This is a genomic window from Acinetobacter sp. YH16044 (assembly GCF_013417145.1).
In the GTDB taxonomy this organism is placed as follows: domain Bacteria; phylum Pseudomonadota; class Gammaproteobacteria; order Pseudomonadales; family Moraxellaceae; genus Acinetobacter; species Acinetobacter amyesii.
Genome location: NZ_VPEK01000017.1, coordinates 49,738 through 63,593 on the forward strand (window position 1 = coordinate 49,738; position 13,856 = coordinate 63,593).

Consider the following 13,856-nt stretch of genomic DNA (forward strand, 5'->3'; position numbering starts at 1 on the left):
AAGCATCATTAAAATTGAATATCCACCATTTGAATAAACTCAAATGCTGGCTCTTCATAAGGATGACTTACTTTTAAAGCCCTTGCGACCTCACTCGCTTTATCTTCAGGCACTATGGTTTCCACACGCCATTCAGGGATAGATTCAAGCTGATCCAACTCACCTATAAAAGGATTTGCGCCTTTTACAGGTTTAAATTGCCCCTTCCCTAAAACTTGCCACGCGCAGTGTTCATAGTTGCCTATACCGCCTGCTCCTGCTTCAAATACGGCCAGTTTAGTCGACTCTAAGTGAGACTCAGGTACATAATAAATCAGTTTTAACATTGGTTATTCCAGACGCTATTGTGCAGTTACATTATTTAAAGCACTGTAAATCATTTTCAATGCCACATTATTCGATGCATGTGGATAGGTTGCATATAAACCTAGTTTCGGTAATTCCACATCTGTTTGAATGACTTTGACCGAATCATTTAAAAATTTGAGTAAATATTCGGGCACAAAACTCAGGCCCATGCCCATATTAATCAAATTTAAATGCTGCATGACATTTGTTACCCACAGCATATGATCATGTTGATGCTGATCAAAAGGAATCAAGGCATTTAAGGTATCGTAAAAAACAGGAGAAGCATTTTGTTCACACATAATAATGGTGTGATTTTTTAACTCTTGAAGTTTTAAGATGCGATCTGATGGATGCAGATGCGCTGCACCGACTAGATAGATCTGCTCACTTAAAACCTGAATATTGGTAAAGTCGTCATGACTTAAGTGATAACGAGTAAAGCTAATATCCAATTCGGTATTTTTGAGTTTTTGGATTTGGTCTGTACACGTCAAGCTATGTAAATGAATTTTCAAATCAGGGATATGTTGTTTTAATTGCGCCAAAATACTCGGCATAATTTTCAATTCTGCGACATTTAAAAAGCCAATATGTATTTGATTATTTTTGGCTTGCGACACGTGGCGAGCTGCTGCTATAGCTTGTTTGGCATTTTCTAGTGCTTGCTCTGTATATTTCAGAAAAGCCTGCCCCTCATCGGTCAGTAAGACTTTTCGGGCAGAACGTTCAAATAATTGCACCCCAACCTCCTGCTCTAAGTCTTTAATTTGCTGACTGAGCGATGGTTGTGCTGTAAATAGTTTTTCCGCTGCCTTAGTGAAACTCTGTTCTTTCGCCACCGTCACAAAATAACGTAAATGTCGTAATTCCATTCGCTTCACTCCACACACTCACTACATCACCCGTGTCATGCAGTCAAAATACCAATAGATCTATAGTTTATATGAATATCCATTCTACTCGGAAAATCATTTGCCTAGACTGCGGACTATTCCAAGTTTGCGCTTCACATACACATAGAGTTTTGTATGACACAGCAATACGATACCGATGTTCTGATTATTGGCACAGGGCCTGCAGGTTCTACTTTAGGTTTGGCCTTGGCAAATTACGGTATTCAGGTTCAGCTTTTTACCCAATTTAATTGGTTAGCCAATAGTCCGCGTGCCCATATTACCAACCAACGTGCGATGGAAGTGTTACGTGACTTAGGTATCGAAGAACAAGTTCTCGACATTGCCACACCTTGGGAACAAATGGGTGAAAGCCTCATTACCACCAGTCTTGTCGGTGAAGAAATTGCCCGCATGAGTGCTTGGGGAACCGGTGATGAACGTCATGGCGATTATATTAAAGGCAGTCCTTGTCCATTGGTCGATCTCATTCAGCCGAAAATGGAAGCTTTGTTGGTAAAAAATGCGGCTGAACGTGGTGCAATTTATAATTTTAATACTGAATATTTGTCCCATATGCAAGATGAGCATGGTGTAACAGCAACCTTTTTAAATCGTATTACAAATACTGAATTCAGCTTACGTGCCAAATATTTGGTCGGTATGGATGGGGCAAAATCCAAAGTCCTTGAACAGCTTGATTTACCCCTGGAAGGGGTGATGTCTCGCGCAGGTACAGTCTATGTCACGTTTAAAGCAGATCTTTCACAATATGTGAAAAACCGCCCTGCTATTTTGCAATGGATTGTTAACCCAGAAGCGAGCTTTGGTGATCTGGGCATGGGCTTACTCCGTGCCATTACACCGTGGAATGAATGGATTATGGGTTGGGGCTTTGATATTTCCAAAGGCGAACCACAAGTCACCGAAGAGCAAGTCCGTGCGCGTTTAAATGCCTTTGTCGGTGCTGAAGTAGAAAATGACGAAATTCAAAAATTGTCTTATTGGTATGTGAACCAAACATGGGCAACTGAATACTCGAAAGGTCGTGTATTCTGCGGCGGTGATGCGGTACATCGTCATCCACCATCAAGTGGCTTAGGTTCAAATACCTGTATGCAAGATGCTTTTAACCTCGGTTGGAAATTGGCATATGCCATTAAAGGTTGGGCTGCTCCTACTCTACTTGATTCTTATACATTAGAGCGTGCGCCTGTTGGCAAGCAAATCGTGGCGCGTGCCAATCAATCTCGCTTTGACTATAAGCATCTCAAAGAGGTATTTGGTTTTGACCAAGGCATCACAACTCAAGCTCAAATGATGCAACGTATTTTTGCAGAAGATGAACAAGCTGCAGAAATACGTCAAAAGCTTTATCAAGCCTTAGAAATTAAAAACTTTGAGTTTAATGCCCAAGGTGTAGAGCTGAATCAGCGTTATACATCCAATGCCATGATTGCTGAATCTGAAGCGGAAGTCTTTGAGAAAGATCAACAGCTTTACTTGCAAGCAACCACGCGTCCGGGGGCTAAAGTTCCACATACTTGGATTATTGATGCCAAAGGCGATAAGCAATCAACGTTAGATATTACAGGGCATGGTCGTTTCACCCTACTGACAGGTCTTTCAGGCAAAGGTTGGAAATCTGCTGCTGAATCGTTGAATCTACCTTATTTAGATGTGATTCAAATTGGTTCTCGTGAATACCGTGACGTTTATGGTACATGGAATGCTAAATCTGAAATTCACGAGTCAGGTGCTGTGTTGGTTCGTCCAGATGGTTATGTGGCATGGCGTTATCAAGACAGCACTAATGATGCGTTTGATTATGAAAATACGTTGAAGGCGGTGTTAAAGCAGGTTCAGTTAGTGATTTAAATAGAATCATAAAATGACGAGCATCTAATTTAAATTGGATATTTGATCACGGAACCTGAGACATAGATGTCGCCCATTAAATTGTGGAGTTAGATGTTTCATCATTCTAAAAAATATAGATGACTTAGATCCTGCAAAATGAACGCCATCAATAGATGGCGTTTTACTATTACATGTTCAAATGAAATCGTGTCTAATCTGTTCCTACATAGTATTCAGAATTACCTTTACCACCTGAACCCGCTTCAAAAAGGCAATTTTTGTGGATTTAAGGTGAGATACTGGGAACATAATAAATTTGTTTGAGTATAAACTTAAATAAATAAAAGGTTTTTTTTCATACTAAGTTATAATAAATCCATTAAAAATAAACAAAAAATTCACTATGACTGAAACTTTTGAACAACTATGGAATAAATATTTTCCAAATAAAGTACCTATTCCATACGTATTAAAATTTTATTTTTCGGAATATTGGTTTCGTATGCATAGCTTGCCCGAGTCTAAACGTTATGCCGATTCAAAAGAAGAAGAGCTACTTTTATTAGATCGTCAAAATCAGATCATCACAGATTGTTTAGGCTTAGATACCTCGGTTTACCTTGTGACAGGTAATTATGTTACGCCACATTATTCTCAGCCAGATCCAGATCGTTTTCACCCTGAATATGATAGAAGAAAAATCATTTCCTACAATTTAATAGAATCACCTTCTATGAATCTACATCAGATAGATCCTGAATACTTTGATGATGGTGATGAAAATGATATCTGTTTTATACCCTTATACACTCAAATAATATGGGAGCCTAAAAAACATGATGATTTATTATTAAAAATTGCAAATGAAGAAATTCATGCATTTCTCATTTCATTTGAAAAAAAAATTATTGTTGCACCTTATGATGGTGGGATTGATTTTATTATTTGGGATGAGAAGTTTAAAAAGCAATTGAAAGAAAAATATAGTGCTTGGTTACCATCTAACGCGGAAGGCTTATAAAAACCGCCTCACGGCGGTTTCAATTGTTCAAATATTACATCTGTAAAGCATAACCCAAAACTAAAAACACCAACTGCAAACACACGACTGCACCAAAAAGCTTCCAGCCCTTTTTACGCAGCGCAGACTTATCAACTGCCGAATATTCCGCTGTTTTAATCATGTCATCACCTCATCATGAGTGTTGATACTGAACTCGTTTAGTTATCCATCTTTCTTTTATCTTGCTGTCTTTAATCTTGCATAGTTATTGTGCATAAAATACACACTAGCATGTTTCCACAAATATAAAAGCAAAATCTAAACCAAGTTCAGTGGGAGAAATAAAAATTTAAAACCAACAAAAAACCACCCGCAGGTGGTTAAAAATCGAAAGCGATTATATGTGTAAAAACAAGCATTCACAATAATTAATATATCTTTTGGTAAATTTTAACCATAAAAAAGCCACCCGAAGGCGGCTCTTTTCTATGATTTATCTATCTAAGATTAACCAATAAATTTACGTGCATTACGGAACATACGTAACCAAGCACCGTCTTGATCCCAATCTTCTGGTTTCCAAGAATGCTGAATCGCGCGGAAGTTACGTTCAGGGTGCGGCATCATAATCGTTGCACGACCGTCTTTAGACGTTACACCTGAAATCGCTTCTGGCGAACCATTCGGGTTCATTGGGTAATGCTGCGTTGGGTTGCCCTGACTATCTACATAACGCAAGATCACTTGATCGCCTGCATTGAGTGCTGCAATGTTTTCTGCGCTTGTAACCACACGACCTTCACCATGTGCTACAGCGATAGGAAGAATCGAACCTTCCATACCTTCTAACAATACAGAATTTGATTTTTCAACGCGTACGTTTACAGCACGAGCTTCAAACATCTCTGAAGTATTGCGGTGGAAACGAGGCCAAGCGTCTGCACCCGGAATGAGTGGTGCAAGCTGAGACAACATTTGACAGCCGTTACAAATACCTAGAGAGAAAGTTTCATCACGGTTGAAGAATTTCTCAAATTGGTCACGAAGTTTAGGATTGAACAATACAGATTTAGCCCAACCGCCGCCTGCGCCCAATACGTCACCGTAAGAGAAACCGCCACACGCGACTAAACCTTCAAAGTCATCAAGACTGATACGGCCAGCAAGCAAGTCGCTCATGTGTACATCTACAGTGTTGAAGCCGACTTTATCGAATGCAGCAGCCATTTCTACATGACCGTTTACACCCTGTTCACGCAGAATCACCATGTTTGGACGGCGTTCATTGATGTACGGTGCTTCGATAGGCTCGTTCAAATCAAATGTTGGTTTTGCAATTAAACCTGCATGTGATTTGTCAGCGATTAACGCATATTCTTGATCCGCAGTTTCTACGTTGTCACGTAGACGTTGGATTTGATGTGACACTTCAGTCCATGCTTGCTGTAATTCAGCACGGTCTAAGCTCAAACCATTTACAGTTAAAGTATCTGTATCATTTACAGTACCTACCACTGCAATTGCATCTTTAAGGCTAGACGCTGCAACTTCAGCTTCTAAGGCAGCCCAATCTGCTTTGCTGATTTGAAGCACTGCACCAATTTCTTCTGCAAACAAGCTTGCAGTAGATTGATCTTCAAGTGCTACACCTAGGCGTGAAGCGAACATCATTTCTGCAACAGTCGCCAATAGGCCGCCATCACCGATGTCATGGTAAGCCTTGATTAGATCGCGGCTGTTCCAGTCTTGAACCAATGCAAAGAATGCTTTGAAGTCATCAAAACTGTCTACATCAGGTGTTACAGAACCAATTGCTTTATAAACCTGAGCAAGGATCGAACCGCCAAGGCGGAATTGACCTTTAGAAAGATCGATACGTAGAAGTACAGACTCGATATTTTTAAGTTCAGGTGTTAATGTTTTGCGAACATCTGTTACAGGTGCAAATGCTGTGATCACGCCTGTCATAGGAGATGTTACAGATTTATCAACACCGTCATCATTCCAAGTTGTACGCATAGACAATGAGTCTTTACCTACAGGAATTGCGATACCTAAAGCAGGACACATTTCCATACCGATGGCTTTAACGCCTTCAAATAGCGCTTGGTCTTCACCCGGTTGACCTGCTGCAGCCATCCAGTTTGCAGACAATTTAATGTCACTGATCTGGTCGATTTTTGCAGACATGATGTTTGAAATTGATTCTGCTACAGATAAACGTGCAGAAGCAGCAGGATTCAACAACGCAACTGGTGGACGCTCACCCATTGCCATCGCTTCACCTGTATAACCAACAAGGCTAGTCGTTGTTACTGCAGCATCCGCTACAGGCACTTGCCACTTACCGACGAACTGATCACGTGCAACCATACCTGTAATCGAACGGTCACCAATGGTGATGAGGAACGATTTAGATGCAACAGTTGGATTCTTAAGAACGCGGTAAATCGCATCTTTCAAATCTGTTACTGTTTCAGCAGTGAAGTCATCGCCTTTACGTTCAATGGTTTCGTATGAACGGCTCATGCGTGGTGTACCACCAAGCATCACTTGCATTGGCATATCCACAGCTTTGTTTTCAAACAATGGATCTTCAACGGTTAAATGGCGCGCTTCAGTCGCTTCACCCAATACTGCAAACGGACAACGCTCACGCGCACAGATTGATTCAAATAATTCTAAAGAACTTGGACGGATGGCCAATACATAACGCTCTTGCGCTTCGTTTGACCAAATTTCCATTGGTGACATGCCTGGTTCTAAAGATGGAATCTTACGCAAATCAAGTACAGCACCTAGTTCGTGATCATTCACCAACTCAGGCATTGCGTTCGAAATACCACCTGCACCCACGTCATGCACTGATACGATTGGGTTAGCATCTTCCAAACGCCAGCATGTATCAATCACTTCTTGGCAACGGCGTTCCATTTCTGGGTTTTCACGTTGTACTGAAGCGAAGTCAAGATTTTCACCCATGGTTCCGCTATCTACAGAAGATGCAGCGCCACCGCCTAAACCGATCAACATCGCAGGGCCGCCTAAAACGATTAATAAATCGCCTGGCTGAATTGGGTCTTTTTCGACATGGTCTGGACGAATGTTGCCGTAACCACCTGCAATCATGATTGGTTTATGGAAGCCTTTTACTTCACCATTCACGTTTTGCTCGAAAGTACGGAAGTAACCATTTAACGCAGGACGACCAAATTCGTTGTTAAACGCTGCACCGCCCAATGGGCCTTCAATCATAATTTGTAATGGCGATGCCATACGTGAAGGCTTGCCATAGTTTTCTTCCCAAGGCTGTTCAAAACCAGGAATATTTAAATTCGATACTGTAAAGCCTGTTAAACCTGCTTTTGGTTTACCACCACGACCTGTCGCGCCTTCATCACGGATTTCACCACCCGAACCTGTCGCAGCACCTGCAAATGGTGCAATTGCAGTTGGGTGGTTGTGTGTTTCCACTTTCATAAGAATGTGGGCAGCTTGGCTCTTATATTTATAAACGTAGTGACCTGTTGCAGCATCTTTTTTCGGATAGAAACGCTGCGTATCAAAACCAACAATCACCGAAGCGTTGTCTTTGTAAGCCGACAATACGTCTGTTGGTGATTCTTTATAAGTATTTTTGATCATTTGGAACAATGACAATGGCTGTACTTCGCCATCAATTGTCCATTCAGAACCAAAGATTTTGTGACGGCAGTGCTCAGAGTTGGCTTGTGCAAACATCATCAATTCAATGTCATGCGGATTACGGCCTAACTTGATAAATGCTTCGGTTAAATAATCAATTTCTTCATCAGACAAGGCAAAACCAAACTCACTGTTGGCTTTTACCAATGCCGCTTTGCCTTCACCCAAAATATCAATGCTATTTAAAGGTTTTGGTTCAGTTTCAACAAATAACGCTGCAGCATCGTTAATGTGGTTAAACACACTTTCGGTCATGCGGTCATGCAATACTTGTTTTACTTCGTTTGAAACGTCTGTAATACCTTTTAAGGTAAACAAAACACCGCGTTCTAGGCGGTGTACAGGCGTATTACAGTTGGCAAAAATATCGGTTGCTTTTGATGACCAAGGAGAAATTGTGCCCACACGTGGTGTCACTAAAATTTGAACTTCATCACTTGCAGCTTGGCGTAATTCAAAAGATGCACCATCGTTTAAAAGCTGTAAAGCAGATTGCTGTTGTTGCTCGTCGAGCGCTTGGTCAAATAAATAAACCCATTGGCTATCGAAAGATTGAACAGAACTCATTGACGCTAAACGGTTTAAGAGTTGAGTTTTCTTAAAAGATGAATGTGCAGGTGCACCGGCAACGATAAACATGCTGATTTTGGCTCCACGGGCTGATCTTTTGGACCATGCCACAATGTGACTTGAAGAGAGCGCATATTCTACTGTGTATTAGTTAAATCAGCTAGATGTGAAAGTGAAATTGTAGTGCTTATATCGGGAAGTTTAGGCAATAATGCTTTTATTTTTAAATAATAAAATTGAATTTAGTCGCACAGATTAACACAAAATTATCTGATTTTTTCATTTCACCCTAAGAATAATATTCAAACTATAAAAATGTTTTATTTTTCAACAACAACTCACTTTTTAATCAAGCGTTCAAACTATATTGAAAATGAATTTCAGGTCTAAATGTGTGAGATTTAAACCTGAAATTCATAAAAGACTAAAATCAATTCACATTTGAAATTGAAACATTTTATTTATTCAAATCTGACAATAGATGTTGAATAACATTAAGGGCTAAGTTCAGTGAGTTTACATCTACACCATCAATCGTATCGCAAGCCTTGTGGTAGCACGGTGCAAATTCGAGTTCATCACCTTTCATTTGCTCATTAAATAAAATTAGTGAAGTAACGGGAACTTTCCCTAAAAATGGCAAAGTATCGCTTGCTGTTAAAGTCGTTACATCATCTTTAATCTGCATATTATTGGTTTTAAAATATTGACGCATACTTTGTTCTAATGCAGCATCCTGCGGGTGCTTAGGTAATTGACTCATGCTGTCTAAGATTGGCTGATAATCACTTTGTGCAAGTCCATTGGCTTTAAACTGTGCCGCCATTTCTCCAATTGATGAATGGTCACCATCGGCAATCATGATATTCGGATTCTTTGTTCCCACCATATCAACATTGATATAGGCTTGAATGCCTTGAAGCTGTTTCTCACTGAGTGATTTCACAAAAGCTTGTGAACCTGCAATACCAACCTCTTCCGAATCCCAAAAGGCAAGATATAGTGTGTGTTTAGGTTTTACCTTTTGCTTCGCATAGTCTTGTAATAATGCTAACAATACTGCAACGCCTGAAGCATTATCATTAATCCCAGGCCCCATTTTCACCGAATCATAGTGTGCGCCGACAATCACAGCGGTATCTTTGGATTGCCCTTCAATCTCAATCACAATATTTTGCCCAACGGTCTTTTCTCGATTTTCAAATGGCAACATTTGCGCGTGCAAGCCTGCTTTCTTGGCTTGTTCAAGAATATATTGTGCAGAAGCCAATCCACCTGCTGTACCTACTGCACGATTGCCACCATTTTGTTCCGCAATTTCTTCAAATGTTTGTAAATGATGCATCATGCTATTTTCTGATGCAGCAACATTTTGGTTTGGCTGCACTTTCGTTATATTTTTTTCTGTGTTGAAACTTGTACAACCTGACAAAAAAAATGTAACGCCCAAACTTAGTGCAGTCAACGTAGGAAGAAATTGTTTTCTATACATTTAAATTATTCTCATTGAAAATTAAAAAATGGGATAAAAGGTAAAATTTGCCCATCTATACTAACAGCCCATTTTTAAATTTCTGTTTTGTTTTACATTTCATTAAGGCAAATCACTCATACATCTTTTAAGACAAGTTGTGTCGTCCCACACTAGTGCTTTTTTGCTAAGTTTGGCATTATTCAATTCAAGTAATAATTGAATAATGATAAATGACTCAAATGCGTTGGCTTGAACTTCTTTCTACAGTTCGTATTGGTAGCAATAAACACAGTTCTGAACAGGCACGTAGCCCCTTCCACAAAGACTATGACCGCATTATATTTTCGCAGAGTTTTCGACAGCTTAATCGCAAGACCCAAGTCCATCCATTAACCCAACATGATGGCATTCATACTCGCCTGACGCACTCTTTAGAAGTGTCTTGTATTGGACGTTCATTGGGGATGTTGGCTGCGGAAAAAATTAAAGATGAATTGCCAATGTGGATTTCGCCTGCCGATGTTGGCGCGATTATTCAAGCCGCTTGTTTAGCACATGATATTGGCAACCCGCCTTTTGGGCATGCTGGTGAATATGCCATTCGCGAATGGTTTGATGATGCATCACATACAGACTTTTTACAGGACTTAAGCCCTGAAGAAGAAGCCGATGTTCGTCAGTTTGAAGGTAATGCACAAGGCTTACGTTTACTGACTAAAATTGACTATCACCCGAATGATGGTGGTATGCGTTTAACCTATGCAACTTTAGGTGCATATTTAAAATACCCGTGGCTTTCAAAAACCATTGCATCGCAAGGCAATAAACCTGCAAGCCAACGAGCAAAGTTTGGTTGTTATCAAGCAGAAAAAGAAATCTTGCAGCAAATTGCAGAACAATTGGGTTTAATTCAACTGGGCGAATATCACTACTGTCGTCATCCGTTGACCTATTTGCTTGAAGCCGCAGATGATATTTGTTATGCCCTGATTGATTTGGAAGATGGCATTATTCTCAATATGTTGAGTTATAACGAAGTTGAGCCAATTTTCCTTGACCTGATTGGTGATTATGGTATTCCTGCCGAACTTGCAATGACCGATACCACATGGCAGCAGAAAATTGCCGCTTTGCGTGGCCGTGTGATGAAGCGTTTGGTTGAAGAAGTAACTACAGCTTTTGCACGTCATCATAATGAAATTTTGACTGGCCAACTAAAAGGCAGTTTATTGCAATATTGCAGTGAAGATATTGAAATCGGGATTAACCGTGCCAAAGAACTGGCTCGTGATAAAATCTTTGAACATCCACATAAAGCAGGTTTGGAAATTATTGCACACCAAAGTTTGCAAAATATTTTGGATGCCTTTATTCCACTGACCACGCCAAATAAAACTTTGAGCTTTAAAGAGCAACGATTGATGTCTATTTTACATCGTTCAGGAGCACATTTTGGTATGTCGCATTATGAAAACATCATGCAAGTACTCGATATCATCTCTAAGTTTTCAGATCATCAGGCTTATAACCTTGCACAAGAACTTCAAGGTAATAAAGTTGGTTTCTTTTAAACCTGAAAAAATGTGAAGGCTAGTAATTCGCTGGCCTTCACGCTAATCTCACAACAAATTGAAATTGAGCAAATGGCTCAGACTAAACTGAAATAAAGTGAATAAATGACATGATCGGATGTTTAATTGGCGAAGTGCTGGCATTGGAAGCACCAACGGTATTACTCAATGTAAATGGTGTGGGCTATGAAATTGACACCCCACTTTCAACATTTTGCCAACTACAAAAAGGTCAAAAAATTACCCTGTGGACACATCTGGCTGTTCGTGAAGATGCACAACTGCTGTATGGATTTAGCAATGCTCAAGAAAAACTGATTTTTCGCACACTTTTAAAAGTTAACGGCGTAGGCCCTAAAATGGCACTGGGCATTTTATCAACATTAAGTGTTGAAATGCTGATTCACACGGTTGAACATGAAGATGTAAACACTTTAGTCAAAGTTCCGGGTGTAGGCAAAAAGACCGCTGAACGCCTCATGATTGAGTTACGTGATCGCTTTAAAGCCATGGCTTCAGGCACTGCACCAACCAATTCAACTGTTGAACAAATTCAATTTACGGGCAACTCTGCCGTAGCTGAAGCTGAAGCGGCCTTACAGTCTTTAGGTTATAAACCTGCTGAAGCACAAAAACTGATTAATGCCGTCAAAGCTGATTATACTGAAGCCAGCGACATCATTCGCGCTGCATTAAAGTCGATGAATAAATAATTTTTAGTTTCTAATGAGCACTGCATCCTTTGCCTTTTAGAGTTATAGACAGTATGTGAATCACGCAGGCGACAAGGATGTCGCCGTTAAACTCTGCTACAAGGACGTAGCATCAGTTTAACAAATGGGTTTTGTCACTTTTGCCCAGTCAAAAGTGAGAATCGCCTATACAATGGCATTTAAAGTTCAATCGCTTTTTGAGGCTGTGATTCTTCCACAACGATATAGAGATTAGTTAAATAATTATGCAAGACCGTCTTATCAGTGGTTCAGAAAAACCCGAAGACCACTTCGACCGCGCCATTCGTCCAACTTCCCTCGATGACTACATCGGGCAGCCTGTCGTCCGTGAACAAATGGAAATCTTTATCGGTGCTGCACGTGGCCGTGAAGAAGCACTCGATCACACCTTAATTTTTGGCCCACCGGGTTTAGGTAAAACCACACTGGCCAATATTATTGCCCGTGAGATGGGTGGTAACCTAAAATCCACTTCTGGCCCTGTCCTTGAGCGTGCAGGCGATTTGGCTGCAATGCTAACCAACCTCGAAGAAGGTGATGTTTTATTTATTGATGAGATCCATCGTCTTTCACCGGTCATCGAGGAAATTCTCTATCCAGCGATGGAGGATTACCAACTCGACATCATGATTGGTGAAGGCCCTGCTGCCCGTTCGATCAAACTGGATTTACCACCCTTCACTCTTGTTGCAGCGACGACTCGTGCAGGCCTACTGACCTCTCCTTTACGTGACCGTTTCGGTATCGTACAACGTTTAGAGTTCTATTCTGTCAAAGACTTAACGCATATTGTGACTCGTTCTGCCAACTTGATGGATGTGCCCATGACCGCCGAAGGTGCTCAAGAAGTTGCACGCCGTGCTCGTGGGACACCTCGTATTGCAAACCGTTTATTACGCCGGGTCCGTGATTATGCGCAAGTCAAAGGCACAGGTGAAGTAACCCAAGAGATGGCTCAACGTGCTTTGGACATGCTAAATGTCGATAAAGATGGTTTAGATACGCTAGACCGCCGTTATTTATCAATGCTACTAGAGCGTTTTGATGGTGGCCCTGCAGGTGTAGAAGCTCTAGCTGCTGCTATGGCAGAAGACTCAGGGACGCTAGAAGATGTAATCGAGCCCTACCTCATTCAGCAAGGCTATGTCATGCGTACTGCGCGTGGACGTATTGCCACCAATATGGCTTATTTACAGTTTGGTATGACACCACCAGAGCCGAAAGATAAATAGACGATTATTCACTGAACGACTTCGGGGAGTTAAATTCTCCCTGAATGTTTATTTAAATTTTTAAATAAATTCAATCCACTACAAACAGCAAACTAAAATGATAAATCTTGAGAATAGAATAATTAACAAAATTAATAGCGAATACATTCAAAACCTTCCATTAGACAGTGCCATTGAAAACATTCCCAGAGAACAACCCATCAGTTCATTTAGCCCTAAACAAATGAGTGATTTTGAAAGCTTATTCCACACCGAATACAATTATTTTATCACTGTCGAATGTGAAAACATTCTTAGCAAAGAAACCATAGAAGTAAGTGAAGATAATATCTTAACTAACCCGAATCCCGCTTAAGCCAATGATTCCATAATTTGAATTGTTGGTTTATTTTGATGATTAAGTTGATATGCACATAACGATGCGTAAATCCCACTCAGAAATCCATGAATACTACGAGCTTTA

At 40.5% G+C, this 13,856-nt stretch carries 10 protein-coding genes and 1 pseudogene; 5 read left to right on the forward strand and 6 right to left on the reverse strand.

Annotated features, from left to right (window positions below; translation table 11 throughout):
* Positions 1-8: 8 nt before the first annotated feature.
* Positions 9-326 (reverse strand): NGG1p interacting factor NIF3, encoded by a 318-nt coding sequence (locus FTV38_RS11145; RefSeq protein ID WP_078192030.1) that lies wholly within the window; start codon positions 324-326, stop codon positions 9-11.
* Positions 327-341: 15 nt separating this feature from the next.
* A complete protein-coding gene (locus FTV38_RS11150) occupies positions 342-1,223 on the reverse strand; it encodes a LysR family transcriptional regulator (protein ID WP_180022503.1) in 882 nt (293 codons plus the stop codon).
* A 156-nt stretch (positions 1,224-1,379) separates the two neighbouring features.
* Between FTV38_RS11150 and FTV38_RS11155 the strand changes: the two genes are divergently transcribed.
* Together FTV38_RS11155 and FTV38_RS11160 are read left to right on the forward strand one after the other, a co-directional pair.
* Complete coding sequence (locus tag FTV38_RS11155; protein ID WP_180022504.1) at positions 1,380-3,122, forward strand: FAD-dependent monooxygenase; 1,743 nt, start codon at positions 1,380-1,382, stop codon at positions 3,120-3,122.
* Between the two features lie 385 nt (positions 3,123-3,507).
* A complete protein-coding gene (locus tag FTV38_RS11160) occupies positions 3,508-4,125 on the forward strand; it encodes a hypothetical protein (RefSeq protein ID WP_180022505.1) in 618 nt (205 codons plus the stop codon).
* 34 nt (positions 4,126-4,159) lie between these two features.
* Here the strand turns inward: FTV38_RS11160 and FTV38_RS18110 are convergent, their stop codons facing one another.
* The 3 genes from FTV38_RS18110 to FTV38_RS11170 form a co-directional block, all read right to left on the reverse strand.
* On the reverse strand, positions 4,160-4,288 hold the full coding sequence (locus FTV38_RS18110) for a KGW motif small protein (protein WP_257223017.1): 129 nt from the start codon (positions 4,286-4,288) through the stop codon (positions 4,160-4,162).
* Positions 4,289-4,614: 326 nt separating this feature from the next.
* Positions 4,615-8,451, reverse strand: a complete 3,837-nt coding sequence (gene purL, locus FTV38_RS11165; RefSeq protein ID WP_180022506.1) for a phosphoribosylformylglycinamidine synthase — start codon at positions 8,449-8,451, stop codon at positions 4,615-4,617.
* A gap of 388 nt (positions 8,452-8,839) precedes the next feature.
* Positions 8,840-9,874 carry a M20/M25/M40 family metallo-hydrolase gene (locus tag FTV38_RS11170; protein ID WP_078192033.1) on the reverse strand — a complete coding sequence of 345 codons (1,035 nt, stop codon included), beginning with the start codon at positions 9,872-9,874 and terminating at the stop codon, positions 8,840-8,842.
* Positions 9,875-10,086: 212 nt separating this feature from the next.
* Here FTV38_RS11170 and FTV38_RS11175 point away from each other — a divergent pair, with 212 nt between their 5' ends.
* The 3 genes from FTV38_RS11175 to ruvB all read left to right on the forward strand — a co-directional run bounded on the left by FTV38_RS11175 (position 10,087) and on the right by ruvB (position 13,393).
* Positions 10,087-11,427 (forward strand): deoxyguanosinetriphosphate triphosphohydrolase, encoded by a 1,341-nt coding sequence (locus tag FTV38_RS11175; RefSeq protein ID WP_180022507.1) that lies wholly within the window; start codon positions 10,087-10,089, stop codon positions 11,425-11,427.
* Positions 11,428-11,537: 110 nt separating this feature from the next.
* Entirely contained in the window at positions 11,538-12,140 is a 603-nt protein-coding gene (gene ruvA, locus FTV38_RS11180; RefSeq protein ID WP_180007612.1) for a Holliday junction branch migration protein RuvA, read from the forward strand.
* 245 nt (positions 12,141-12,385) lie between these two features.
* Positions 12,386-13,393, forward strand: a complete 1,008-nt coding sequence (gene ruvB, locus FTV38_RS11185; RefSeq protein ID WP_168378058.1) for a Holliday junction branch migration DNA helicase RuvB — start codon at positions 12,386-12,388, stop codon at positions 13,391-13,393.
* Between the two features lie 351 nt (positions 13,394-13,744).
* On the opposite strand, the pseudogene FTV38_RS11190 reads toward ruvB, so the two are convergent.
* A pseudogene (locus FTV38_RS11190) lies at positions 13,745-13,856 on the reverse strand (IS982 family transposase); the annotation flags it as partial.